This window comes from Rhizobium sp. 57MFTsu3.2 (assembly GCF_012932765.1).
GTDB classification, from domain to species: domain Bacteria; phylum Pseudomonadota; class Alphaproteobacteria; order Rhizobiales; family Rhizobiaceae; genus Rhizobium; species Rhizobium altiplani.
This window is the reverse complement of the sequence record NZ_JDWI01000011.1, coordinates 115,290-140,832: the sequence shown is the minus strand read 5'-3', so window position 1 is coordinate 140,832 and position 25,543 is coordinate 115,290. Positions and strand designations below refer to the sequence as shown.

Annotated in this window: 27 protein-coding genes and 1 pseudogene; 18 read left to right on the top strand and 10 right to left on the bottom strand. The window is 59.6% G+C overall.

The window, feature by feature from the left end; all coding sequences use genetic code 11:
* Window positions 1–326: 326 nt before the first annotated feature.
* Window positions 327–464, top strand: coding sequence for a hypothetical protein (locus AF71_RS14415; protein WP_018856981.1), 138 nt, complete (start codon window positions 327–329; stop codon window positions 462–464).
* A gap of 68 nt (window positions 465–532) precedes the next feature.
* Here the strand turns inward: AF71_RS14415 and wrbA are convergent, their stop codons facing one another.
* On the bottom strand, window positions 533–1,129 hold the full coding sequence (wrbA, locus tag AF71_RS14410) for an NAD(P)H:quinone oxidoreductase type IV (RefSeq protein WP_018856982.1): 597 nt from the start codon (window positions 1,127–1,129) through the stop codon (window positions 533–535).
* A 216-nt stretch (window positions 1,130–1,345) separates the two neighbouring features.
* Between wrbA and AF71_RS14405 the strand changes: the two genes are divergently transcribed.
* The 10 genes from AF71_RS14405 to AF71_RS14360 all read left to right on the top strand — a co-directional run bounded on the left by AF71_RS14405 (window position 1,346) and on the right by AF71_RS14360 (window position 12,567).
* On the top strand, window positions 1,346–2,122 hold the full coding sequence (locus tag AF71_RS14405; protein WP_018856983.1) for a competence/damage-inducible protein A: 777 nt from the start codon (window positions 1,346–1,348) through the stop codon (window positions 2,120–2,122).
* Window positions 2,123–2,231: 109 nt separating this feature from the next.
* On the top strand, window positions 2,232–3,074 hold the full coding sequence (locus AF71_RS14400; protein ID WP_018856984.1) for a universal stress protein: 843 nt from the start codon (window positions 2,232–2,234) through the stop codon (window positions 3,072–3,074).
* A gap of 182 nt (window positions 3,075–3,256) precedes the next feature.
* Window positions 3,257–3,754 carry a xanthine phosphoribosyltransferase gene (gene gpt, locus AF71_RS14395; protein ID WP_025659992.1) on the top strand — a complete coding sequence of 166 codons (498 nt, stop codon included), beginning with the start codon at window positions 3,257–3,259 and terminating at the stop codon, window positions 3,752–3,754.
* A 196-nt stretch (window positions 3,755–3,950) separates the two neighbouring features.
* Entirely contained in the window at window positions 3,951–4,538 is a 588-nt protein-coding gene (locus tag AF71_RS14390) for a hypothetical protein (RefSeq protein WP_018856986.1), read from the top strand.
* A gap of 591 nt (window positions 4,539–5,129) precedes the next feature.
* A complete protein-coding gene (locus AF71_RS14385) occupies window positions 5,130–8,951 on the top strand; it encodes a vitamin B12-dependent ribonucleotide reductase (protein WP_169681822.1) in 3,822 nt (1,273 codons plus the stop codon).
* A 157-nt stretch (window positions 8,952–9,108) separates the two neighbouring features.
* Complete coding sequence (locus AF71_RS14380) at window positions 9,109–9,348, top strand: hypothetical protein (RefSeq protein WP_169681820.1); 240 nt, start codon at window positions 9,109–9,111, stop codon at window positions 9,346–9,348.
* Between the two features lie 369 nt (window positions 9,349–9,717).
* Window positions 9,718–10,548, top strand: coding sequence for an alpha/beta hydrolase (locus tag AF71_RS14375; RefSeq protein ID WP_029792462.1), 831 nt, complete (start codon window positions 9,718–9,720; stop codon window positions 10,546–10,548).
* A 191-nt stretch (window positions 10,549–10,739) separates the two neighbouring features.
* Complete coding sequence (locus tag AF71_RS14370) at window positions 10,740–11,603, top strand: MBL fold metallo-hydrolase (protein ID WP_246733657.1); 864 nt, start codon at window positions 10,740–10,742, stop codon at window positions 11,601–11,603.
* Between the two features lie 380 nt (window positions 11,604–11,983).
* Window positions 11,984–12,238 (top strand): DUF2188 domain-containing protein, encoded by a 255-nt coding sequence (locus AF71_RS14365; protein ID WP_026371762.1) that lies wholly within the window; start codon window positions 11,984–11,986, stop codon window positions 12,236–12,238.
* Window positions 12,239–12,240: 2 nt separating this feature from the next.
* On the top strand, window positions 12,241–12,567 hold the full coding sequence (locus AF71_RS14360; RefSeq protein ID WP_018856993.1) for a hypothetical protein: 327 nt from the start codon (window positions 12,241–12,243) through the stop codon (window positions 12,565–12,567).
* 216 nt (window positions 12,568–12,783) lie between these two features.
* Here AF71_RS14360 and AF71_RS14355 read toward each other — a convergent pair whose 3' ends face one another.
* From AF71_RS14355 to ftsZ, 3 genes are all read right to left on the bottom strand, one after another.
* Complete coding sequence (locus AF71_RS14355; protein WP_029792467.1) at window positions 12,784–12,987, bottom strand: hypothetical protein; 204 nt, start codon at window positions 12,985–12,987, stop codon at window positions 12,784–12,786.
* 92 nt (window positions 12,988–13,079) lie between these two features.
* On the bottom strand, window positions 13,080–13,928 hold the full coding sequence (locus tag AF71_RS14350) for an oxidoreductase (protein WP_029792468.1): 849 nt from the start codon (window positions 13,926–13,928) through the stop codon (window positions 13,080–13,082).
* A 149-nt stretch (window positions 13,929–14,077) separates the two neighbouring features.
* On the bottom strand, window positions 14,078–15,106 hold the full coding sequence (ftsZ, locus tag AF71_RS14345; RefSeq protein ID WP_018856996.1) for a cell division protein FtsZ: 1,029 nt from the start codon (window positions 15,104–15,106) through the stop codon (window positions 14,078–14,080).
* Between the two features lie 195 nt (window positions 15,107–15,301).
* Between ftsZ and AF71_RS14340 the strand changes: the two genes are divergently transcribed.
* Window positions 15,302–15,517: a hypothetical protein gene (locus tag AF71_RS14340; RefSeq protein WP_029792471.1), complete on the top strand. Its 216-nt coding sequence runs from the start codon at window positions 15,302–15,304 to the stop codon at window positions 15,515–15,517.
* Window positions 15,518–15,605: 88 nt separating this feature from the next.
* Window positions 15,606–16,610, top strand: coding sequence for a 2-dehydropantoate 2-reductase (locus AF71_RS14335; protein ID WP_018856998.1), 1,005 nt, complete (start codon window positions 15,606–15,608; stop codon window positions 16,608–16,610).
* 78 nt (window positions 16,611–16,688) lie between these two features.
* Here the strand turns inward: AF71_RS14335 and AF71_RS14330 are convergent, their stop codons facing one another.
* On the bottom strand, window positions 16,689–17,846 hold the full coding sequence (locus AF71_RS14330) for an aminotransferase class I/II-fold pyridoxal phosphate-dependent enzyme (RefSeq protein WP_029792473.1): 1,158 nt from the start codon (window positions 17,844–17,846) through the stop codon (window positions 16,689–16,691).
* A gap of 211 nt (window positions 17,847–18,057) precedes the next feature.
* Here AF71_RS14330 and AF71_RS14325 point away from each other — a divergent pair, with 211 nt between their 5' ends.
* From AF71_RS14325 to aat, 5 genes are all read left to right on the top strand, one after another.
* The gene (locus AF71_RS14325) at window positions 18,058–18,816 is read left to right on the top strand and encodes a DsbA family protein (protein ID WP_018857000.1); all 759 of its coding nucleotides are present in this window, start codon (window positions 18,058–18,060) and stop codon (window positions 18,814–18,816) included.
* Window positions 18,817–18,960: 144 nt separating this feature from the next.
* The gene (gene aroQ, locus AF71_RS14320; RefSeq protein WP_018857001.1) at window positions 18,961–19,398 is read left to right on the top strand and encodes a type II 3-dehydroquinate dehydratase; all 438 of its coding nucleotides are present in this window, start codon (window positions 18,961–18,963) and stop codon (window positions 19,396–19,398) included.
* A 22-nt stretch (window positions 19,399–19,420) separates the two neighbouring features.
* Window positions 19,421–19,897, top strand: a complete 477-nt coding sequence (accB, locus tag AF71_RS14315; protein ID WP_018857002.1) for an acetyl-CoA carboxylase biotin carboxyl carrier protein — start codon at window positions 19,421–19,423, stop codon at window positions 19,895–19,897.
* Between the two features lie 10 nt (window positions 19,898–19,907).
* Window positions 19,908–21,254 carry an acetyl-CoA carboxylase biotin carboxylase subunit gene (accC, locus tag AF71_RS14310; protein ID WP_018857003.1) on the top strand — a complete coding sequence of 449 codons (1,347 nt, stop codon included), beginning with the start codon at window positions 19,908–19,910 and terminating at the stop codon, window positions 21,252–21,254.
* A 6-nt stretch (window positions 21,255–21,260) separates the two neighbouring features.
* On the top strand, window positions 21,261–21,875 hold the full coding sequence (aat, locus tag AF71_RS14305) for a leucyl/phenylalanyl-tRNA--protein transferase (protein WP_018857004.1): 615 nt from the start codon (window positions 21,261–21,263) through the stop codon (window positions 21,873–21,875).
* 3 nt (window positions 21,876–21,878) lie between these two features.
* Here aat and AF71_RS14300 read toward each other — a convergent pair whose 3' ends face one another.
* The 5 genes and pseudogenes from AF71_RS14300 to gatB form a co-directional block, all read right to left on the bottom strand.
* Complete coding sequence (locus AF71_RS14300) at window positions 21,879–22,310, bottom strand: DUF2155 domain-containing protein (RefSeq protein WP_029792474.1); 432 nt, start codon at window positions 22,308–22,310, stop codon at window positions 21,879–21,881.
* A 105-nt stretch (window positions 22,311–22,415) separates the two neighbouring features.
* Complete coding sequence (locus AF71_RS14295) at window positions 22,416–22,814, bottom strand: NADH:ubiquinone oxidoreductase subunit NDUFA12 (RefSeq protein WP_007792741.1); 399 nt, start codon at window positions 22,812–22,814, stop codon at window positions 22,416–22,418.
* 104 nt (window positions 22,815–22,918) lie between these two features.
* Window positions 22,919–23,381: pseudogene (locus AF71_RS14290) on the bottom strand (GNAT family N-acetyltransferase).
* 14 nt (window positions 23,382–23,395) lie between these two features.
* The gene (locus tag AF71_RS14285) at window positions 23,396–23,899 is read right to left on the bottom strand and encodes a GNAT family N-acetyltransferase (RefSeq protein WP_029792475.1); all 504 of its coding nucleotides are present in this window, start codon (window positions 23,897–23,899) and stop codon (window positions 23,396–23,398) included.
* 4 nt (window positions 23,900–23,903) lie between these two features.
* Entirely contained in the window at window positions 23,904–25,406 is a 1,503-nt protein-coding gene (gene gatB, locus AF71_RS14280; RefSeq protein ID WP_018857008.1) for an Asp-tRNA(Asn)/Glu-tRNA(Gln) amidotransferase subunit GatB, read from the bottom strand.
* Window positions 25,407–25,543 lie beyond the last annotated feature (137 nt).

Here is a 25,543-nt window from a genome sequence, read left to right as displayed (position 1 = left end):
CTCACTCGAAAGAACCATCCGATGTTGGAAGGACCCTAGAAACAAAATTGACATTCATCAAATAGATAGATTTTTTGAGGTCATAGCGAAAACAGATGACTGAGGTCCCTCACCGTGAAACACTCAAGTGCGGCTGGCCTGACCTTTGCTATAGGGCACGTGGCTTCGATCCCGTCGCTCGCACTATCATGCCCGAGGGCACCGACTTCCGACGGCAACGTCCCTTGGCCTTTATAATCTCTTGCGAATGTGCTTGTATGCGCGCGCCAGAAGGACCGCGGTTGGGGCTGCGCATAGTTGTAAGCTAGTCTTGTGGGAGTATGGCAATGGTTTACGATTGGGATGGCACAAGAGCGCGACGTCTCAAATTGTTCAGGGCAGGAACGGCGTTCATGATCGCGATTGCGGTCGTCGGAATACCGCTTCTTTTCTTCGCAGCAAAGCTGCACAACCTCTACGGCTGAATTGGCAAGTTCGTTGCCCGGTATAAGCAGGCGTGACCCAATGGCCGCGCCTGCTAGTGAGGACTGATTTAGCCGAGCTTTGCAGCGATCTTGGCGACGTGAGCGCCCTGATACTTGGCTGCCTCAAGCTCGATAGCTGAAGGCTGGCGGGATCCATCGCCATCCGTGATGGTGGATGCGCCGTAGGGCGAACCGCCCTTGATTTCATCAACACCCATCTGGCCCTGGAAAGCATAGGGAAGACCGGCAACGACCATGCCCTGGTGCAGGAAAGTGGGGATGAAGCCGAGGATGGTGGATTCCTGGCCGCCGTGCTGCGTGGCCGAGGACGTGAACACAGAGCCTACCTTCCCGACCAGCTTGCCGGCGAACCAGAGGCCGCCCGTCTGATCCCAGAAATTGCGCATCTGCGAAGCAACGGTTCCGAAGCGCGTACCCGCACCGACGATGATCGCGTCGTAATCGGCAAGTTCGTCGACCGTGGCGATCGGGGCAGACTGGTCCATCTTGTAGTGCGACGCCTTGGCAACCTCAGCAGGAACCAGTTCCGGAACGCGCTTGACGGTGACGTCCGCGCCGACCGACTTTGCGCCTTCGGCGACGGCGTATGCCATGGTTTCGATGTGGCCGTAAGCCGAGTAGTAGAGCACGAGTACCTTAGCCATTTATCTAACTCCATCAATTGCGTTTAAATTCGTGAACGTGCGGAGTTGTAGCAGCGGTGTGTGTCGAACATAGCCCCACGCGGCAGAACGCACTGTTCAATGGTCATAGACGAAAACTTGCTTGCAGCCATTTCCCAAGTTGGCGGCGGCGACACGGTTTGCAAGACAGGCGAAGGGCGCTACCTATGTGGGAACGCAAATGTTCGGAAATTTCCAATGACCAATGAGACGATTGTCACCGCCGCCATGCTTGCCATTGGCGACGAACTCTTATCCGGCCGCACCAAGGACAAGAATATCGGCCACCTGGCTGACATGCTGACGCTTTCCGGCATCGACCTCAAGGAAGTGCGCATCGTCGGTGACGAGGAGAATGCCATCGTCGAGGCTCTCAATGCGTTGCGCGCAAAGTACGATTATATCTTCACCTCGGGAGGTATCGGACCGACCCATGACGACATCACCGCCGATGCCGTATCCGCAGCGTTCGGGCTGCCCTGCGAATACGATGCTGACGCAATGACCCTGCTCGGCGAGATGTACGCGCGCCGCGGGCTCGAATTTACGGAGGCCAGAAAGAGAATGGCTCGCATGCCCAAAGGGGCGCGCCATATCCCCAACCCGGTCTCGACCGCGCCCGGGTTCGTGATCGGCAATGTTCATGTCATGGCCGGCGTGCCGCAGGTCTTCCAGGCCATGGTCGACGCGGTCATCCCGACATTGCGGACCGGCACGCGAGTGCTCTCGCTCGGTATCTCCTGCCCTTATGGTGAAGGCGACATCGGTACACCGCTTGCTGCGATCCAGAAAGCTCATCCGGAGACGAGCATCGGCTCCTATCCCCGCTATATTGGCCAGGCGTTCTCAACGGAAATCGTCGTCCGCGGACGCTCACAGGATGCGGTCGATGCAGCGGGAGATGATGTGCGCGCTATGATCGAGACCATCCGCCAATCAAAGGAGGTGGCTGAAAACCGCTCGGCAGAGGCGTAGCATCGAGGTGATCCCGGTTCGCCGTTGATATGCATCAAAGAAGCGGCGCCCTCGCCGGCGCATTCTCGTTGAAAATTAGTCGATTTCATCCGCGTAAGGAGAATTGCTGATGTCTTACAAAACCATACTTGCCATTCTCGATACCGTCGATAACGCGACAGCCGTGGCCGATTTTGCGTTTGCCATTGCCGCACAGACCAATGCCTACGTTATCGGACTTCATGCGGAAACCGTCGCGGTCGTGCCGCTCGTAGCACCGATGGAGATACCCGACCCCGTCGCCGTGCAGGCGCTGCAGGACATGGCGCGCGCGCAAACGCTCGAAATCGAACGCATCTTCCGCAGGAAGGCGCAGGCTGAAGGCGTTTCCCATGAATGGCGCAGCTTCGCCTCATCCACCGGCTACGGCTCGGCGCCGCTGATCGAAAGCGCCCGAAGCGCCGACTTGCTCATCGCCTCACAGGCCGATCCGTTGAAGCCGTCCGACAGTCACGTAGACATCGACAACTATCTCTTCGAAAGCGGTCGCCCGGTTTTGATGATTCCTTTTGTGATGCGCCAGCCGAAACCGATCAAGCGTGTCCTCGTCGCATGGAACGGCTCAAGGGAGGCCGCGCGTGCGGCGTTCGATGCCTTGCCCATCCTGAAGGCGGCCGCCGAAGTCGAGATTTTCTCCGTCGATCCCGTCGACAATGCACTTCAGTCTGCGGCCGTCGCAGGCGCCGACATTGCTGCGGCTCTTTCCCGTCACGGCGTCAAGGTAACTCTGGCAACTGCGCAAAGCGTTGACAAGTCCGCCTCGGCTGTCATCGAGAACCGCCTCTCCGACAGCAGCATCGACCTGCTCGTCATGGGCGCTTACACGCATTCGCGTCTCTGGCAGTTGATCTTCGGCGGCACCACGAGAACGCTGCTGCAATCAATGACGGCCTTGACGCTGCTGTCGCGATAAGAATCGCGAGGGGCTTGCGTTTTGCCTCCGGAATCCGTTAATTGCGGCGACCGATGACGAGCTCCGGCTTCGGTCCTCCTATCGCGCAGTCTCGGCTGCGCGATTTGCGTTTGGCCGATCGCGGAATGCCTTGTCCGGCCGCCGGCAAACGGCGTGTCATCATTCATGCCGCGGAGCACACCATGTCTCTTCCCGATAAAGCCTTTCCCGTTTCCTGGGACCAGTTCCACCGCGACGCGCGCGCGCTCGCTTGGCGTCTCGCCGGGCTCAAGCGCGATTTCAAGGCGATCGTCTGCATCACGCGCGGCGGTCTCGTACCCGCGGCAATCATCTCGCGCGAACTCAATATCCGGCTGATCGAAACGGTCTGCGTCGCCTCCTACCACGACTACGTGAACCAGGGCGAAATGATGCTCCTGAAGGGCATTGCACCGGAGCTGACCGCCGACCAAGGCGAATCCGTCCTGGTCATCGACGATCTTACCGATACCGGCAAGACCGCCTCCGAAGTTCGCTCGATCTTGCCCAAGGCACACTTCGCCTGCGTTTACGCGAAGCCCCAGGGCGTGCCGACGATCGATACGTTCGTTACGGAAGTCAGCCAGGACACCTGGATCTACTTCCCCTGGGACATGGGGTTCACCTATCAGGAACCGATCTCCAAGGCCGGCCGCGGCTGAGCGCTATCCGCGGCGCAACCAAACAGATTGGTGACAATTTCAAATTGCACCAATCTTTGTTTAACTAACCCATCGGATTCCGCTATCGCGTCGGCCGCGCTGACCTTATCCTTCAAAGCAATTCCCGCGCGGCACCCTTGTCGCGTTGCGGACTTGCGTTAGAGGTTAAGTCGCGGGGCGCGACCTTGGAATGAATATGATGCGTTGGGGCTATGTCGAGATAGCGGCGGCTTTCGGTTTGTGTCTCTGTCTCTCGCATTTGACCGCTTCGGCGGAGCCGGCCTATGTGTCCGTCGTTCGGAAATATGTCGAGACAACAGTCAAGCCGATGGTGAATGTCGCGATCGTCAAGAAGGCGATCGAAGCTCAGAATACCAAATTCAGCAAAATCAGCGACATGGACATCCAGGTGCTGGATAACACCTATCGGTCCGAAGTTCTGGCCGGCGGTTGGCAGATGGTGAGGCAACTGCTCAACAAGCCGGTGTCGCGATACCTCAAATCCAAGCAGGATGATTCGCAGGGCGCCATCGTTGAATTCTTCGTGACCGATCGCCACGGACTCAATGTCGGCCAGGGCACGATAACCAGCGACTATTGGCAGGGCGACGAAGACAAGTTCCTGAAAACATTCGGAAGACAGTCCGACGACATATTCATTGATCGGGCCGAGCGCGATGAACAGACACAATTGCTGGAAACGCAGGCAAGTTTCGTCATCAATGATGAAAACGGACAGCCTATAGGCATCGCAACGGTGACGATTGCGATCGACGCATTGTGATTGAAATTAACATGAACGAATCGGCTGTCGCATTTGGCCGGCAAAAGCTGCAACCAAATCAACACGGTCGCAACTTTTCTTAGATTTTTTACGCTCCGGGACGACGAAAGCTCGCAACCCATTGAATTTCTTGCACGACTTTCTTTTCCCCATTCTCCACAGCCCGATCCACAATATGTTGTGGTGAACGCTTCATTAAAAACAACCTCTTGACGGAATCGCACGATTCAAACTTAATAGGTTCCGATGTTGCGACGGCAGTTGGACCGGAATTAACGAGGCCGGTTCCCTCCAAAAATCGAGCGTAGAATCAGGGTGTTGCGTCCATGAAGGGCGACCGCCATGAGGGGTTTCGTGCGCGATTTTTATCTTCCGGAAAAGTGACATCCGGGGCTGGCGATAATAAGCTGTTAATACTATATTTAGTGTTTGCAGCCACGATCACTACAAGATACGGGAGAAGCATCTCCGGATGACACTCCTGTGATAGTACGGAAACGAGAACTGGCTGCGCTCCTCACGGCGCGGCCGGAGGTGGAAACTTGCGCCTTGGTCGACGGGGACGGGGCGCGCAAGCTAGAGGTTAGAGAAATGCGCATAGAACGCCGTTTCACGAAGGCAGGACTGAGCGCTTACGCGGACATCGAATTCCGCAAGGCGACGAGCGAGATCAAGAACCCGGACGGGTCGATCGTATTCCGCCTCGAGAACATCGACGTTCCGGCGCAGTTCTCCCAGGTCGCCGCCGACATCCTGGCGCAGAAGTATTTCCGCAAGGCCGGCGTTCCCGCCAAGCTGAAGAAGGTCGAGGAAAACGAGGTTCCTTCCTTCCTGTGGCGTTCGGTTGCCGATGAAGCAGCTCTGAAGGATATTGCGAAGGACCAGCAGTACGGCTCCGAAACCGACGCGCGCCAGGTCTTCGACCGTCTCGCCGGCACCTGGACCTACTGGGGCTGGAAGGGTGGCTATTTCTCCTCCGAGGAAGACGCCCTAGCCTTCAAGGATGAACTTGCCTACATGCTTGCCACCCAGCGTGTTGCCCCGAATTCCCCGCAGTGGTTCAACACCGGCATGCACTGGGCCTACGGCATCGACGGCCCCGGTCAGGGCCACTTCTATGTCGACCCCTTCACCGGCAAGCTGACGAAGTCGAAGTCAGCTTACGAACATCCGCAGCCGCACGCCTGCTTCATCCAGTCCGTTGAAGACGATCTCGTCAACGAAGGCGGCATCATGGACCTGTGGGTCCGCGAAGCACGCCTCTTCAAGTACGGCTCCGGCACCGGCTCCAATTTCTCCTACCTGCGTGGCGAAGGCGAAAAGCTGTCCGGCGGCGGCCGTTCTTCCGGCCTGATGAGCTTCCTGAAGATCGGCGATCGGGCTGCCGGCGCCATCAAGTCGGGCGGCACGACGCGCCGTGCGGCCAAGATGGTGGTCGTCGACATCGACCATCCTGATATCGAAGAGTATATCAACTGGAAGGTGAAGGAAGAGCAGAAGGTTGCTGCCCTCGTCACCGGTTCCAAAGTTGTCGCCAAGCACCTCAAGGCAATCATGAAGGCTTGCGTCAACTGCGAGGCTGACAACGGCGATTGCTTCGACCCGAACAAGAACCCTGCCCTGAAGCGCGAAATCCGCGCTGCCAAGAAGGACCAGGTTCCGGAGAACTACATCGGCCGCGTCATCCAGTTCGCCCGCCAGGGCTACAAGGATATGGAGTTCAAGACCTACGACACGGACTGGGATAGCGAAGCTTACCTTACCGTATCCGGCCAGAACTCCAACAACTCGGTCTCGATCAAGGACGACTTCCTGCGCGCCGTTGAAAGCGACAGCGACTGGCAGCTGAAGGCCCGCAAGGACGGCAAGGTTATGAAGACCTTGAAGGCGCGCGACCTGTGGGAGTCGATCTCCTACGCCGCCTGGGCATCGGCCGATCCGGGCCTGCACTTCAACACGACGATGAACGACTGGCATACCAGCCCGGCTGCCGGCCCGATCCGCGCATCCAACCCGTGCTCGGAATACATGTTCCTCGACGACACGGCCTGCAACCTTGCCTCGCTGAACCTCATGCAGTTCAAGGATGCCGCCACCAAGCGCATCAACATATCAGACTACGAGCATGCGGTTCGCCTGTGGAGCGTTGTTCTCGAAATCTCCGTGATGATGGCGCAGTTCCCGTCGAAGCGGATTGCCGAGCTCTCTTACGAATATCGCACGATCGGCCTCGGCTACGCCAACATCGGCGGCCTGCTGATGTCTTCCGGCATTCCCTATGACAGCGACGAAGCCCGTGCCATTGCCGGCTCCCTGACCGCGATCATGACCGGCATTTCCTACGCCACCTCGGCTGAGATCGCTTCCGAGCTCGGACCGTTCCCGATGTTCGCGCCGAACCGCGAAAACATGCTGCGCGTCATCCGCAACCATCGCCGCGCCGCTTACGGCGAGACGTCTGGCTATGAAGGCCTGTCGATCAACCCGGTCGCGCTCGTCCACTCCGAGAACCCCGACCAGGATCTGGCGGCTCATGCCAAGAGCGCCTGGGACAAGGCTCTCGAGCTCGGCGAAAAGCACGGCTACCGCAACGCCCAGGCAACCGTCATCGCGCCGACCGGCACGATCGGCCTCGTCATGGATTGCGACACAACCGGTATCGAGCCTGACTTCGCACTGGTGAAATTCAAGAAGCTCGCCGGCGGCGGCTACTTCAAGATCATCAACCGCGCCGTTCCGGAAGCCCTGCGCACGCTCGGCTACTCCGAGAGCCAGATCGCCGAGATCGAAGCCTACGCTGTCGGCCACGGCAATCTGAACCAGGCGCCGGCCATCAACCCCTCGACGCTGAAGGCCAAGGGCTTCACCGACGATAAGGTGGAAGCCGTCAACGCCGCGCTGAAGTCGGCCTTCGACATCAAGTTCGTCTTCAACCAGTGGACGCTCGGCGCCGACTTCCTGAAGACGACGCTGAAGGTTTCCGACGAACAGCTTGCCGACATGAGCTTCAACCTGCTCGAGCACCTCGGCTTTGCCAAGAAGGACATCGAAGCTGCCAACGTTCACGTCTGCGGCGCGATGACGCTGGAAGGCGCACCGTTCCTGAAGAACGAACACCTCGCCGTCTTCGATTGCGCCAACCCTTGCGGCAAGATCGGCAAGCGTTACCTCTCGGTCGACAGCCACATCCGCATGATGGCTGCTGCCCAGCCGTTCATCTCGGGTGCGATCTCCAAGACGATCAACATGCCGAACGACGCGACGGTCGACGATTGCAAGAGCGCCTACATGCTCTCCTGGAAGCTCGGCCTGAAGGCAAACGCTCTCTACCGCGATGGCTCCAAGCTGTCGCAGCCGCTGAACGCCTCGCTGATCGAAGACGAAAGCGATGAGGACGCACTGGACGATCTGCTGCAGCAGCCGGTCGCCGCCCAGGCCGTCACCATCACCGAGAAGATCATCGAGCGTGTCGTCGAACGCGTCACCCGCGAGCGGGAGAAGCTCCCGAACCGCCGCCAGGGTTACACCCAGAAGGCCGCCGTCGGCGGACACAAGGTGTACCTGCGCACCGGCGAATTCGGCGACGGCCGTCTCGGCGAGATCTTCATCGACATGCACAAGGAAGGTGCGGCCTTCCGTGCGATGATGAACAACTTCGCGATCGCCATCTCGCTCGGCCTGCAATACGGCGTGCCGCTCGAAGAGTATGTGGAGGCCTTCACCTTCACCAAGTTCGAACCGGCCGGCATCGTCATCGGCAACGACGCGATCAAGAACGCCACGTCGATCCTCGACTACGTGTTCCGCGAACTCGCCGTCTCCTACCTCGGCCGCCACGATCTGGCGCATGTCGATACGTCCGACTTCTCCAACACGGCGCTCGGCAGGGGGATCCAGGAAGGCAAGACGAACCTCGTCTCGACCGGTTGGACCCGTGGCTACAAGCCGACCCTGGTAACGGGCAACGAGCGTCAGGCAGGCGGGGAGCCGAAGGGTGCCGCGACGGCGGCCCCGGCGCGCGCATCCTCCGGCGCCACGGTGACCTCCTTTGCGGGTGCTGCCGCCCGCAAGATCGAGCCGACGCTTGCCGTCTCCTCCTCTGAAATCGTCGCCTTCAAGCGCGACTACGAGGAGCGGGCAAAGGAACTGGCCGAAGAGATCGCCGAGGAAGTGGCCGAGGAGATCGCAACCGAGACCCAGCAGCAGGCAACCGCCCTCTTCTCCGACAAGGCCGCCGCCGACGCGGCATCGGCCAAGACGGAGGCCAAGAAGGTCGAAGCCGAACGCCGCGCCCGCTCCATCATGCAGGGCTACACGGGCAACATGTGCTCCGAATGCCAGAACTTCACGATGGTCCGCAACGGCACCTGCGAGAAGTGCGACACCTGCGGCGCGACGAGCGGCTGCAGCTGATAACCGGCAATTCCGGCGGTTGGTGATGATGATGATAGCTTTCACCCCTCACCCGCCGGAACGTTGTCCGACCCAGGTCGGGAACTTGACGCGAAGACAAAAGTCAAAGAGCGGCCCTTGGCCGCTCTTCTGCTGTGATCAACGGCAACCTCGGCAAGTGACCGCCGGCGAAAGCGCCTTCTTCCCACGCGGCATTCCGCACCAGCTTATGAACCCGAGCGACAATCATTGCAGGCACGTCCTGATCGACACCCCTGCTCTCTTCGATCAGTTTATCAAGGAAGACGGACGTGACGAAGTCTTCGGGCCACCGACTGCGAAGGGAATTGAGCGTCTGCGGGCGACCTGCCCCAGGTTCGGCATCACCCTGCTCTCGAACTGCCCAACGCCTCAGTAAGTCAACGCCAGGCGCAACGGCATAACCAGGGCCCAGCTTAATGTTGAGGCCCAATTCGAGGGCTCCACGCCAGACCAGCCCTCGAAACCGATGTTGCTTCTGTACGGGCGCGTTACCGGCGCTATCCGTCCACAGGGGTGTTATACACGCAAGCATCACTGCCATTCTTCAACATGGCATCTTCCCTTCTTCTTGATTTTGGTCAAATTACCGTTGGCTCGCAGCGCCGCTAACGTCGCGTCATGACGAGGACGTAGAGGGGCAGCGACGCGAGTCAGGCTTTGCCCGACGCCCGACAATATGGGCACCGGCAGGATGCTTGCGTGCCTTTACCACCAATGCAATCACATCCAGAAAGAGGACTTCATCATGCCATTCATCAAGACCACGGACGGAACCGAAATCTTCTACAAGGATTGGGGTCCAGCCACCGCCCAGCCTATTGTTTTCCATCACGGCTGGCCGCTCAGCGCTGACGATTGGGACGCGCAGATGATGTTCTTTCTGGACAAGGGCTATCGCGTGATTGCCCACGACCGGCGCGGCCATGGCCGTTCCAGGCAGACGTGGCAGGGCAACGAGATGGACACCTATGCCGCCGACGTCGCGGCCCTCACAGATGCGCTCGATCTCAAGAATGCAATCCATGTCGGCCATTCGACCGGCGGCGGTGAGGTTGCCCACTACGTCGCCCGCGCAAAGCCCGGACGCGTCGCCAAGGCGGTGCTGATCGGCGCCGTGCCGCCGATCATGGTCAAGTCGGACAAGAACCCCGGTGGCCTGCCGCTCGAGGTCTTCGATGGTTTCCGTGCCGCGCTCGTCGCCAACCGCGCGCAGTTCTTCCTCGACGTGCCCGCAGGCCCGTTCTATGGCTATAACCGCCCGGGTGCCAAGGTCAGCCAGGGTGTTATCGAGAACTGGTGGCGGCAAGGCATGATGGGTGGTGCAAAGGCGCATTACGATTGCATCAAGGCCTTCTCCGAAACTGATTTCACCGAGGATCTGAAGCAGATCACGGTGCCGACGCTCGTCATGCACGGCGACGACGATCAGATCGTTCCCTATGCCGACTCCGCACCGCTGTCCGTCAAGCTCTTGAAGCACGGCATACTGAAGACCTATGCCGGCCTCCCGCACGGCATGTGCACGACGCATCCGGATGTGATCAACGCCGATCTGCTGGAATTCTTCCTGGACTGAGATGTTGGCTCGACCGCCGGCCTTCTGATGGAACGGAGGCAAGACAACACTCGTAGGCGGGTCCTCTTCGCCCCGCCTGCGGCACGCCGGATATTTTCTCTTCAAGGGAGGCGCTTGTGATAACGCGAGATACCATTTCGGACGGCTTGTCCCGCCGCGATCTGCTGAAGTTGACGGCCGCGGCAGCAGCGATGCTCGCGTCACGTAGCGCCGTCGCAGCCGACTTCCACCGCTTCAAGCATGGCACGTTCGACATCACGGTCGTCAGCGACGGTTTTCTCACGCTCCCAGTCGAGATCTTGTTGCCCGACGCCACGCCTGAAGAGCGCAAGGCGATCATGCCTCGGCTGGGCGGAAGTTCGGCGGCCGCTCCGGTCCAGGCCAACATCCCGCTGATCCGCCATGGCGACGACCTGATCCTTATCGACACTGGCTCGGGTAACCGCTTCCAGGCCAGCGCGGGCAAATTGGCCGCAAACCTGCAATCGCTTGGGATCGCGCCCGAAGCGATCACCAAGGTGGTTTTCACCCATGCCCATCCGGACCACTCCGGTGCGACGACGACAGCCGATGGAAAGGTGCTTTATCCGAACGCCCAGTATTTTGTCAGCGAAGCCGAGTGGGACTTCTGGACCCACAAGGACTTTGAGATGCACATGCCGTCGGCGCTTCATGATTTTGCGCGAGGCGCGCAACGTGACCTGTTTGCGGTCAAGGACCGGCTGACGCTCTTGCGCCCGGATCAGGAGATCATTCCCGGAATGCGGATTTTGGAAACCCGCGGCCATACGCCGGGCCATGTCTCGATCGAACTGGCGGGCGACGGCGGCCTGCTGATCACAGGCGACGCCTGTACCAACGACGTGATTTTCTTCGAGCATCCCGCCTGGCATTTCGGCTTCGACACCGAGCATGAGATCGCGCTGAAAAACCGCCAGATGCTGCTCGATCGCGCCGCGAGCGAAAAGCTCAAGATGCTCGGCTATCACTGGACCTATCCGGCCGTCGGATATGCCGAGCGCAAGGATGCCTCCTACCGATTTCTGCCGGCTTAGGATCGCCGAATTATCGCGCCTCGGCGGTTTCCTCGAGCGCGGCAGATTGCTGCGGCATTTCTTCCGCAATCTCCTCGGCAACGGCTGCAAGATCGACGCTGACTGGCGACGTTCTGGGCGGCGGGAGGATTTGACTTCGACGACGAACGGCTTCGACTGAGCGCGCATGAGTTTCCTATGAAGAGGCGTTGAACGAATCCATCAACGCCCCAAGCCTATGAAGCGTTCCGCGCTTGCGCAAGGTCGCCATTCGCTTTGAATCCAGCCTCACACAGGCCAGACCGCGACGGAACAAGCATATGGCGAGCCGCGTTTCGGCCTTTCAATCTGCATGGAGCCTCTACGCAAATTCCTGCGAAAAGTCCTTGAAGGAACGATCGATGTCGATTACCTACCACGTCGCCGAACATGATGGCGCCTGGGCCTACCGCCTGGACGATGTCTGGTCGGAAACTTTCCCAACTCACGAAGAAGCATTGGCAGCGGCTAAACATGCCGCGGAGCGACAAAAGCTCGGTGGCCAGGATGCGGACATTACATATCAGCGTGCAGACGGCAGCTGGACAGCGGAACGGTCGAACGGAGGCGACCGCCCCGAGGCCGATGTCGTCGATGACGCCAAGGAAAAAGACTAGGAATGACTATCAAAGAACGCTTTTTGAAGCAGCAGCATGCGTGGATGCTCGGCGCATGCTATTCCCGGAAACATCCCGACTTTCATCGCTTTGGCGGCGTCGATGTTTCGATCTCGCCTCGCTGGAAAGACAGCGTTGAAACCTTCGTCAATGATATGATCGACACCCTGCCGCGCAGCCTCTCCGAGCGCCGGATGGCACTGAGAAACCCGCGCCGCCCGTTCGAACCCGGGAATGTGGAATGGGTATTCGCAAGCAAGCATTACGGCCTTCGCGCTCCTGACGGCACACGGCCCGACATGGCGGACGTTCGCGCGCGCCGCGTATAAACCGCTATTTACTCGTTACAATCTTCGCCGGCGGAAACATGGCTAGGGCCTTCTTTCGCCGGCGAACTGTTTTATGGCGGCAGTAGTCACCCCGAAATCACCAGTCAGTGACGACATGCAAGCCGCTTGCATGACCATCCGTTCGGTGCCCCAGTCGTTGGCTGCCGCGCTTGACGACGTATGTTGCACTCCGGGCCAGTTCGCGTGCCGCTGAATTCAGTGCGACCGGTGCCGCGCGTTCCTCGTCACCACAATCACAACAAGTCCGACGACGACAGCCAGCGCGCCCCAATAGACCCATGACGTCTGGTTGATCATGAAGCTTTCCGCCGGGTAGGGAAAATAGCCGCTACCCTGCGCCATCCAGACCAGCCCGAAAAGGATCAGCACGCCGGCGATACAATAGGCGATCTTCACCATTCAATATTCCTCCACCATACCAGTTGCGTAACGTCATGCACCCGTCGCGGACGCAGTGCTTCGACGGAGCGCTCTGGCACGCCTTGAGGACCTTACTCTTTCGGGAAATCGGCTCCCAGGCTCGTTTCGCGCCATTCCTCGATCTGCGCCAGCCGTTCGCGCAGCTTTTTGGTGACGTTGTTGTAGCCAAGTTCGCCAAGCACGAGATGCCGCGGTGGGTTCTCCACTTCCGTGATCCGGATCATCGCCTCGCCAGCGCGCACGGGATCGCCGGCTTGCTTGCCGCTGTATTCAGCTGTTTGCCGCATGCGGGCTGCCGCGGTTTCCGCGTAGTCCGGAATTGTGCTCTTCGTCTGCCGGAGTGACCGGCCCGCCCAATCGGTGCGGAACGGACCGGGCGCGACGCAGGTCACCTTGATGCCGAGCGGCCTGCCCTCGGCGTGGAGTGCATCGGAAAAACCCTCCACCGCATGCTTGCTAGCGGCATAGAAGCCGGAGCCAGGAAAGCCGATAAAGCCGGCAACCGAGGTGATGTTGATGATGTGGCCATGCCGGCGCCGCCGCATACCGGGCAGGACAGCGCGGGTTATCGCAAACAGGCCAAAGACGTTCGCCTCGAACTGATCGCGGATTTCCTGCTCTTCCGCCTCCTCTACCGGTGACTGGTAGCCATAGCCGGCATTGTTGACCAGCACGTCGATGCGGCCGAAACGCTGCTCGGCGGCCGCGACTGCCGCTTTGACCTGAGTCGGATCGGTCACATCGAGATCCAGCGCCAGCGTGTTCGCTTCATGAGCGGTTGCCAGATCGGCAACGCGCGCCTTGTCGCGCGCCGTCACGACCGTCGGCCAGCCACGGGCAATGGTGAGTTTCGCAAGCTCACGGCCGAAGCCGGTAGAGCAGCCGGTGATGAGCCAGACGGGAGACTTGTCCTGAGACATATGATTTTCCTGATGCTGTCGGGGACGCCTGAATGGGCGAGAGCGGATTTAGGGCCGCCGCCTGACATTTCCAGCGAATGAGTACGCCGAAAACTGCGTGGATCAGGACAAGCCTGCGCGCCCGATCGGACGCGCAGGCGATAGGAGACTTACTGGAGCGTACGCGTGTGGATGTCCTGGCCGAGCGCGACGCTAGGACGGGCCTGCGTTCCAGCGGCCACGCCGTCGAGGCCCGTCGCCACTACGGAGACGCGGAACTTACCGTCCAGGTTGCGATCAAAGATTGCTCCAACAACGATATCGGCTTCATCCTGGACCTCGTCGCGGATACGGCTTGCCGCCTCGTCCACTTCGAAGAGCGTCATGTCGGAGCCGCCGGAAATCGAGATCAGCACGCCCCTGGCACCCTTCATGGAAATATCGTCGAGCAGCGGGTTGGCAATGGCAGCCTCCGCGGCCTTCATCGCGCGCCCCTCACCCGAAGCCTCGCCGGTGCCCATCATTGCCCGGCCCATGCCGCGCATGACGGACTTCACGTCAGCGAAATCGAGATTGATCAGGCCTTCCTTGACAATCAGGTCGGTGATGCAGCCAACACCGGCATAAAGCACGCGGTCGGCGGTCATGAAGGCATCGGCGAAGGTGGTCTTTGCATCGGCGATGCGAAAAAGGTTCTGGTTCGGGATGACGATCACCGTATCGGCTGCCTCGCGAAGCGCCTCGATACCGGCATCAGCGGTCTTCATGCGGCGATTGCCTTCGAACGTGAACGGCTTCGTCACGACTCCGACTGTCAGGATGCCAGCGTCGCGAGCAGCCTTGGCAATAACAGGTGCAGCACCTGTGCCGGTGCCGCCGCCCATGCCTGCGGTGACGAAGCACATGTGGGAACCGGCCAGATGGTCCATGATCTCGTCGATCGATTCTTCTGCAGCTGCGCGGCCGACTTCCGGCAGTGAGCCGGCGCCCAACCCTTCGGTCACATGGGCGCCGAGCTGGATACGGCGGGGTGCCTTGGAGGTCGCCAATACCTGTGCATCGGTGTTGGCCGCAATGAAATCGACGCCTTCGAGATTTTCCGCTATCATGTTGTTGATGGCATTGCCGCCGCCGCCGCCGACACCAATTACTGTAATTCTGGGGCGCATTTCGGAAATTCCGTTCTTGGCGTTCGACATCGCAATCTCCTTCGTGCGTTTTCGTCGTGGCTCCACCTCTTATGGAGCCGAATCGAGCATTAGCGTAGTGGCGCAACAAGGCAGAGCCGGGGCGAAAGAACAAGATGAAGCGTCCTTGAAACTTTATCCGGAACCTTTTTTGCATTCGCGCTTTATTTTGAATCATCCCCTGTCAGAGAGAGGAGCACCGTGCAGATGATCACGCCAGCCACCCGCCACTCAGTTACCCCTCCCAACGAGCATATTCTTACGGCTCAAGAGGCCTTAGAACCACTGTTCCTCAAGATCGAAGAGGAGGCCGAAGTCCGGATGATCGCTGCGGCCATCCGCGCGGGCTGGTCTGCCGAAGATGCCGTGGCGGCCATCGACCAGCTTCGCCGGAACGAACTTATTCCCGGCAGCGGCCACTAAAACCTTTCGGCGGCTTCAAAATATCACTCGCCTTGAGAAAGGGATGACCTAAGTTCAGCGCGACCACCAATCGCGGAAAGATCATCGCATGTCCTTCAGAAATATCTGCATCTTCGGCGCCGGTGCACTCGGCGGCGCCATCGCTGCCAAGCTTGCCTCTTCAATCGGCGCAGAGGCGACAGTTTCGGTCGTTGCCCGCGGCGCTCATCTCGACGCCATCCGACGCGATGGATTGCGTCTCATGGAGGCGGACGTAGAAGCACCCCTCACCATAAACCTCACGGCGACCGACAATCCGAGGGAATTGCCGCCGCAGGATCTCCTCATCACCGGGCTAAAGGGCCACCAGCTCAGCGCCGCCGCAGAGGGAATCGGCCTTCTGCTGAAAGATGGCACACGCGTGATGATGATCCTCAACGGCATTCCGTGGTGGTATTTTCATCGCGATCAGGACAGTGGGCATGCGGAACTACAGTTCGATGAGCTCGATGAGGGCGGCAAACTATGGCGACTTGTCGGCCCGGAACGCGTCATCGGCTGCGTCGCCCATCAGGGCGCTGAAGTCAGCAAGCCCGGTGAGATCAGGCTCAGCAACAAAGGGCATTTCATCCTCGGCGAGCCCTCCGGCGACATCAGCAATGATTTGCGCAACGTCGAAGCGCTGCTGCAGCGCGCCGATATCGGCGTGAAGCTCTCGAGCCGAATTCGCGACGACATCTGGAGCAAGCTGATGGGCAACGCCTCCTTCAACCCGATAAGTGCGCTGACGCGATCTTTGATGTCCAACCTGATGGCCGATGCGGCAATCACCGACCAGATCGGCAAGGTCATGAAGGAGGTAAAGGCGGTCGGAGAGGCGCTCGGCGCGAATGTCGGGATGTCCGTCGAGCAGCGACTGGAACAGGCCCGACAGATCGGGCCCGTTCGCACCTCTATGCTCCAAGACCTCTTGGCGGGAAAGTCGCTCGAGACTACGCCGCTGGTGGGAATGGTCGTTTCACTGGGCCGCCTGACGGCAACGCCGACCCCGGTTTCAGAAACGATCCTGGCGCTGGTGTCGCAGCTCGACCGTGAGAATTGCCAAATCGGCTAACTAAGTAGGGCGGCCCGCCGCGAAGCCGCTCAGAAATTGCCTTAGCAAGTCTCCAGAGGACTCTCCATTAGAAGAAACTTATTTCAACCACGCTCCGATACGTTCGATTGCTTCGATGATCTCGGCTTCGGAACCGGCGTAGGACATGCGCATCGAGCGATTACCTTCCAGCGGGTCGAAATCCAGGCCCGGCGTCGCGGCGACGTTGATCTCCGCCAACATCCGCTTCGCGAAGGCCATGCTATCATTGGTAAAGCGCGTTACGTCGACATAGGCGTAGAAGGCGCCATCCATCGGCGATGCGATGGACAGGCCGATCTCCGGCAGACGCTTCAGCAGAAAATCGCGGTTGGCCGCGTAGCTCGCCTTGTAGACATCGAGTTCCGCGGCCGCGCCGAGAGCGGCCGTCGCGGCGATCTGCGAGAGTTCGGGCGGCGAGATGTAGAGGCTTTGCGCGACGCGCTCGATCGGGCGCACCAGCCGCTCGGGCAGCACCATCCAGCCGATCCGCCATCCCGTCATGCAATAATATTTGGAGAAGGAGTTGATGACGATCGCCTCGTCGGTCAATTCCAGCGCGCTGGTCTCTTCGCCGGCAAAGGTCAGTCCGTGGTAGATTTCGTCTGAAATGAACGCGATCGAATTGGCCGCGCAATAGTCGGCCAAGGACTTCAGCCCCTGGCGGCCGGTCACGGTACCTGTCGGGTTGGCGGGGCTCGCCAGCAGAACGCCCTTCAGCCTGACATTGTTTGCCGTTTGCGCGGCCTCGAGACTCTCGGGCGTCAACGTGAAGTGGGTTTCGGCCGTTACCGGCACCTCGATCACCCTCAACCCCAACGCGCCGAGGATGTTGCGGTAGGCGGGATAGCCCGGCCGGGCAATCGCGACCGCGTCGCCGGCATCGAACAGCGAGAGAAACGCCAAATTGAAGCCGGCGGAAGAACCCGTCGTTATCGCGATCCGTGCAGGATCGATCTTCAGCCCGTGACGGCCGCGATAATGGTCGGCCAGCGCTTGTTTCAGTCTCGTCGTACCAAGCGCGTCCGTGTAGCCGATCTTGCCCTCCACAAGCGCAGCCTGCGCTGCCTCCCGCGCGGCCCGCGGCGCCGGATGGGATGGCTGGCCGACGGCCATGGAAATGACCGGATGGCCGTTCGCTCGCCGCCTTGTCGCCTCCGCCAGAACATCCATGGCATGAAAGGGTTCGACTTCGCTGCGTTGGGAAATGGAAAACAAGATCGCTTCTCTCTAACTTTGCTTGCGGCCAGACAATTGCCGCAATAATCGGGTCATCACAATCCCGCGATTGAACCGCGGATGCGAAAATTCCTGTTTGAAGACGACCGGACGCACCGTAATTTGGCGGCAGCGGCGTGCCGCCGTTAACCGGGCAGTGTTATTCGACGCCTAGAACCGACGCATGTAAACTGCTGATGACGAGGATATAATGGCCATACTTCCGAAAATCTTCACCGCGCTCGCGCTCACTGCCTCGGTGGCAACTGCCTATCCGGCGGCAGCACTCGACGACGCGCAGAAGAAGGAGTTCGGCGAGTTCATCAAGCAATACCTGATCGAAAATCCAGAGATCATGCTCGATGTTCAGGATGCGCTGCAGAAGAAGCAGGAGCAGGCGCGCCTCGTTAAAGCCAACGCCGTGATTGCTGACAACAAGTCGACGATCTTCGATTCGAAGTATGACTTGGCGATCGGCAACCCGAAGGGCGACATCACGATCGTCGAATTCTTCGATTACAATTGCGGCTATTGCAGGCATGCGCTTTCGGACATGCAGACGATGCTCGAAAAAGACAAGAACGTCCGCTTCGTGCTCAAGGAATTCCCAATCCTCGGACCGGAATCGGTTGCCGCACACAAGGTATCCGACGCATTCCGCAAACTGGCGCCGCAGAAATATAGCCAGTTCCACATCGCATTGCTTGGCCGCGACGGCCGCGCCGACGAAGCGAGCGCTCTCGAAGTCGCAGAGTCCCTTGGCGTCAGCGAAAAGCAGATAAGGGATGAGATGGCCAAGAGCTCCAGCGATGCTTCCGTCAAGGAAACCTATGACCTTGCTCAGAGCCTCGGCATCACAGGCACACCGTCCTATGTGGTCGGCAACGAGCTCGTTCAAGGCGCGGTTGGCTTCGACGACCTTGAAGCCAAGGTGAAGAATATGCGCGCCTGCGGCAAGACGAGTTGCTGAGGCGACGCTCATCAAATCGCCAAAATCGAAGCGTTTCAGCCATGTGGACAAATATGGCGTGATTCGGGCTGCGCTTCCCAAAGGGCTTTCATTAGGCCCGTGGGGAGTCTATAGGTTGCCGTCCCGCACTTATTGGAACATTCGATGACGCAAACGATATTCGTCCTGAACGGCCCCAACCTGAACATGCTCGGCAAAAGAGAGCCCGGCATCTATGGTGGCAAGACCCTTCAGGATATCGAGGCGGACTGCAAGGCGGCCGGGCGTGAGCTCGGCTTCGATATTGATTTTCGCCAGAGCAATCACGAAGGCACGCTCGTTGATTGGTTCCATGAAGCGAACGACAAGGCCGTTGGTGTCGCGATCAATGCAGGTGCCTACACGCATACGTCGGTCGCGCTCCACGATGCAATTCGCGCTATTTCCATTCCGGTAATAGAGCTCCATATCTCCAACGTTCACGCGCGGGAAGAATTCCGCCACAAGTCGATGATTGCGCCAGCGGTGAAAGGCGTCATCTGCGGCTTCGGGCCTTACAGCTATATTCTGGCGCTCCAGGCGCTGAAGAATCTTACGGCATAAAAAGAAGACAGGGCAAACACTCATGGCTGAGAAGAAAAACGGTATCGACCAGGCGCTGATCCGCGACCTCGCGAACATCCTCAACGACACGGATCTGACGGAAATCGAAGTCGAGCAGGACGATCTGCGCATCCGCGTTTCGCGCGCCGGCAACACCCAGTACATTCAGGCTCCGATGGCTGCGCCCGCGTTCGCAGCGGCTCCGGCCGTAGCGGCCCCGGCAGCTGCAGCACCTGCGGCTCCGGCAGCGGCGGTACGCAACCCTGCCAACACTGTCAGCGCTCCGATGGTCGGCACCGCCTACATGGCTCCGGCTCCCGGTGCACGCGCCTTCATCGAGCTCGGCGCGACCGTGAAGGAAGGCCAGACGCTGCTCATCATCGAAGCGATGAAGACCATGAACCAGATTCCTTCGCCGAAATCCGGGAAGATCACCGAAATCCTCGTCGAGGACGGAAGCCCCGTCGAATACGGCCAAGCCCTCGTCGTCATCGAATAAGGCGGGCGTCATGGTCTCGAAAATCCTCATCGCCAATCGCGGGGAAATCGCGCTTCGCGTGCTGCGCGCTTGCAAAGAGCTCGGCATCCCGTGTGTCGTGGTCCATTCGACCGCCGACGCCGACGCCATGCATGTGCGCCTCGCCGACGAGAGCGTCTGCATTGGTCCTCCGCCCTCACGCGACAGCTATCTGAACATCCACCAGATCGTGGCCGCCTGCGAGATCACGGGCGCCGATGCTGTGCATCCTGGTTACGGCTTCCTCTCCGAAAACGCCAAGTTTGCGGAAATCCTGGAAGCGCACGGCATCACCTTTATCGGCCCGACGGCGGAACACATCCGGCTTATGGGTGACAAGATCACCGCCAAGACGACCGCCCAGGAGCTCGGCATTCCTGTCGTTCCGGGTTCGGACGGCGAGGTAAAGACCGAAGAAGATGCGGTGCGGACGGCTGCCGAAATCGGCTATCCGGTGCTGATCAAGGCAACCGCCGGCGGCGGTGGTCGCGGCATGAAGGTTGCCAAGTCCGAGGCCGACCTGATCGAAGCCTGGTCGACGGCCCGTACCGAAGCGGCGGCCGCCTTCGGCAACGATGCGGTCTACATGGAAAAGTACCTCGGCCAGCCGCGCCACATCGAAATCCAGGTGTTCGGTGACGGCGAAGGCAATGCGATCCATCTCGGCGAACGTGATTGCTCGCTGCAGCGCCGCCACCAGAAGGTCTGGGAAGAAGCCAATTCCCCGGCTTTGAACGTCGAGCAGCGCATGAAGATCGGCCAGATTTGTGCCGACGCCATGAGGAAGCTGAAGTATCGCGGTGCCGGTACGATCGAGTTCCTGTACGAGAACGGCGAGTTCTATTTCATCGAAATGAACACCCGTCTGCAGGTGGAACATCCGATCACCGAAGCCATCACCGGCATCGACCTTGTTCACGAGCAGATCCGCGTCGCTTCGGGCGGCGGGCTCTCCGTCAAGCAGGAAGAGATCAACTTCAACGGCCACGCCATCGAATGCCGGATCAACGCCGAGGACGCGCGGACCTTCGTACCCTCCCCGGGCACGATCACCCACTTCCACGCACCGGGTGGACTTGGTGTTCGCGTCGATAGCGGCGCGTACCAGGGCTACAAGATCCCGCCGTACTACGACAGCCTCATCGGCAAGCTCATCGTCTTCGGCCGTACGCGCGTCGAATGCATGATGCGTCTGCGCCGCGCGCTCGACGAGTTCGTCGTCGACGGTATCAAGACGACGCTTCCGTTGTTCCAGGATCTGGTGGACAATCAGGATATCGCCAACGGCGACTATGATATCCACTGGCTGGAAAAATATCTGGCCAAGAAACCGGCGTAACAAAGAATGGCAGGATCGCGCAGGAAGTCTCCAGGCATAACACCGGAAATCCTCCTGCGCGCCTACTCTATCGGTCTTTTCCCAATGGCCGAATCGGCTGACGATCCAGAAATATTCTGGGTCGAGCCCGACCTTCGCGGCGTCCTGCCGCTCGACGAATTCCACGTTTCCAAAAGCCTCGCCAAGACGATCCGGCGCAAGCCGTTCGATATCCGCTTCAATTACGATTTCGACGCGGTCATTGCGGCCTGTGCGGCAGAGACCGGGGACAGGCCCAGCACCTGGATCAATCAGACCATCAAGACGCTATATTCGACACTGCATCGTATCGGCCATGCTCACTCGGTCGAGGCCTGGGACGGCGACGAACTTGTCGGCGGATTATACGGAGTGTCGCTGGGCTCGGCATTCTTCGGCGAAAGCATGTTCTCGCGGCGGACCGACGCCTCGAAGATCTGCCTCGTTCATCTGGTGGAACGGCTGCGCGCCAAGGGTTTCACCTTGCTCGATACGCAGTTTACGACCGAGCACCTGAAGACGTTCGGGGCGATCGATGTTCCGAAGAATGAGTACGCCCACATCCTCACGGCGGCAATGGAATCGCCGCACCTTGAATTCTAGGAACTAGTTGGCTGCCTTGTCAGGCGCGGGAACGTCCGAGTTCTGCTTGCAGTCCTTTAGCCAGACGTCATAGATCGGATGCTCTACGGCATTGAGGCCGGGGCTGTCGGCAAACATCCAGCCGGTGAAGATGCGGCGGATCTTACGGTCGAGCGTGATCTCGTCGACTTCCACAAAACCATCGATCTTCTGCGCTTCCGCCTGATCGCGCGAATAGCAGGCCTTCGGCGTCACCTGCAGCGCACCGAACTGCACGGTCTCGTTGACATAGACGTCGAAGGTGGTGATACGGCCGGTGATCTTGTCGAGGCCGGAGAAAACGGCAACCGAGTTCTCAATGCGGGCAGCGGAGGCAGCCTGCGGCAGAAGGATCGAGCCAAGCACCAGGGAAAGCCCGGCGGCACGCAGGAGCTGGATCCGCGTGATAAGCTTCATATCTGCCCGTCTCCACAGCGTCTGAAAATCGAAGGCCGCAATCGCTGCGGCCATTCTGCGGGTAATAGTCAATTGTGGCTAAAAGCAGGGTCGGCGACCAGCTTCTCAGTTGCCAGGCGTCCAGGCGTCGTAGTCGCCGGTAACCCGCGGACGTTCGCCGGGAACGACGAGCGAGCCCGGCGGACGATAAGCCTGCGGCGACCCGGTCGGGTTTGCGCGATGCGGCTTCTGCCATTCCTTGGCAACGTAGTTTTCCTGGCTCGGCGGGACATTCGTGCGATGATGCATCCAGCCATGCCAGCCCGGCGGAATTGCAGAGGCTTCGGCATAACCCTTGTAGATCACCCAACGCTTCGGAAGACCGTAGGATGACATACCGCCTTCGTAATAAACATTACCCAATTCGTCTTCACCGACGCGCTTGCCAAAACGCCAGGTCGCAAAACGCGTACCGATCGTCTGACCGTTCCACCAGGTGAAGATTTGCACGAGGAGATTCTTCATGTCTTTTCCTTGAGCTAGCCGGAAGGCAAGCGGGACCAGAATTTGATCCCTCGCTTATGCCGCCAGCGATCCGCATTGTCCAGTGATTCCGGTGCCACACCGGCTCATTTCAGCGCCATCTTGAAGCCGAGATGCGATTGCTTGAAACCAAGTCTTTCGTAGAAGCGGTGCGCATCCGTGCGGCTGGCATTCGACGTCAGTTGCACGAGCCGCAAACCGCGACGTTTTGCCTCCGCAATGGCAAACTCAATCATCTGGGCACCGATGCCCTGGCCACGCATGTCACCCCGCGTCTGCACCGCCTCAATGATCATCGACGAGGAGCCACGACCGATCAGCGACGTCACGACCATGGTCTGAAATGTGCCTACGCACCTGCCCGTCACGCTCCGCGACGTAAAGCGTTTGGTCGGGCGATGAAGCAATCCGCTCGAAAGCCCGAAGATACTTGCCGAATATCTCGGGCGCGGTCGTGTCGCCGTGACCGCCGAGTTCATCAGCGGCAAAGATGGCAACCAGCGCGGCGACGTCGGAGCTGCGTGCCTCGCGAATCGTGGTTTGGCTCATGATCGTATTGCGGCCTAGCGCTGTTCGAGAAATTTTTCGAGGATCAGCGTCGGTATGCCGGATTGGCCCGGCCCGTCGTTTTCATTGCGGCCGACATCCTCGAAGCCGTGAGCATGGTAGAAAGCGATCGCCGCCTTGTTCCGCGGCTCGACCTCGAGGCGCATGATTTCGGCATCGGGAAAGCAGGTTTCCAACTCGGCAAAGATCTCCCGACCGATGCCCTGGCGATGCAGCGGCGGACGGACATAGAGCAGGTGCAGCATGACGGTTTTTGTCATCTCGTCGGACATGGCGGCATAACCGATGCCGCCGATGTCCTTGCCGTTGTCGGCAACGAGGAACTCCGCATTCTTCTTCGCCAGCCGCGCCTGAAGCGCAGCTGGCGAAAAAAGGTGAGCAATGATCTCATTCACCTTTGCTTCGCCGTAGAGGCCCGCGTAGGTTGCGCGAAAACCCTCATCTAGCAAAGTGCGCATCTTGCTGAGATCACCCTCGCTGGCAGTGCGCACGAAATACACGGTCTTACTCCTCGATGCCGAGCTTCGCTTTCACGAGAGCCTGGACGGCCTGCGGGTTGGCCTTGCCGCCGGTGGCCTTCATGACCTGACCAACGAACCATCCCGCAAGCGTTGGCTTGGCCTGGACCTTTGCGACCTGATCGGGGTTGGCGGCGATGATCTCGTCCACGGCCCGTTCGATCGCGCCGGTATCGGTCACCTGCTTCATGCCTCTGGTTTCGACGATCTCGGCCGGATCGCCACCCTCGTTCAGCACGATTTCGAACAGGTCCTTCGCGATCTTTCCGGAAATAGTCTCCGCTTTGATGAGGTCAATGATCGCACCAAGCTGAGCCGGCGAAACGGATGTTTCCTCGATGCTCTTGCCCGTGCGGTTCAGGGCGCCGAGCAGATCGTTGATGACCCAGTTGGCAGCCGTCTTGCCGTCGCGGCCTTCCGCCACGGCTTCGAAATAGTCGGCGATCGCCTTTTCCGAGACCAGGACGGAAGCATCGTAGATCGAAAGACCGAGTTCGCGCACGAAGCGCTCCTTCTTGTCATCAGGCAATTCCGGCAGGTCGGCTTCGAGCGCCTTGACGAAGGCATCGTCGAACTCCAGCGGCAGCAGGTCCGGATCCGGGAAGTAGCGGTAGTCGTGCGCATCTTCCTTGGAACGCATCGAACGCGTCTCGCCCTTGTTCGGGTCGAAGAGACGGGTCTCCTGCTCGATCTGCCCCCCGTCCTCAAGAACGCCGATCTGGCGCCGGGCTTCATATTCGATTGCCTGGCCAATGAAGCGGATGGAGTTGACGTTCTTGATCTCGCAACGCGTGCCGAAGCCTTCGCCCGGACGACGGACGGAGACGTTGACGTCAGCGCGCATCGAGCCTTCGTCCATGTTACCGTCGCAGGTGCCGAGATAGCGGACGATCGAGCGCAGCTTCGTCATGTAAGCCTTGGCTTCATCCGACGAGCGCATATCCGGCTTGGAGACGATCTCCATCAGCGCGACGCCCGAGCGGTTCAAGTCGACGTAGGACATGGTGGCATGCTGGTCGTGCAACGACTTGCCGGCGTCCTGCTCCAGATGCAGACGCTCGATGCCGATCTCGATATCCTCGAACTGACCCTGGCGATCGGGGCCGAGCGAGATGATGATCTTGCCCTCGCCGACGATCGGATCCTTGTACTGCGAGATCTGATAGCCCTGCGGCAGGTCGGGATAGAAGTAGTTCTTGCGATCAAACAGCGAGCGCTTGTTGATCTGCGCCTTCAGGCCCAGGCCAGTCCGGACGGCCTGCCTGACACATTCCTCGTTGATAACGGGCAACATGCCGGGCATGGCCGCATCGACGAGCGACACGTTGGAATTCTGCGGCTTGCCGAATTCCGTTGCTGCACCCGAGAACAGCTTCGAATTCGACAGCACCTGCGCATGGACTTCCATGCCGATGATGACTTCCCAATCGCCAGTGGCGCCGGGAATGAAGCGTTTCGGATCGGGCGTGCGAACGTCGACAATGGTCATTGAGATGCTCTTTTCAGGCTGTTCTGTTCAACTGGTGAGGTAACGGAAATGGCTTGCCGGTGCAAGGCTTTCGGCTATTCCGCGGCGGGGAGCCAACCGGTTTGGGGCGTGTTAACTCAATGTCGCTAGCGTGACCC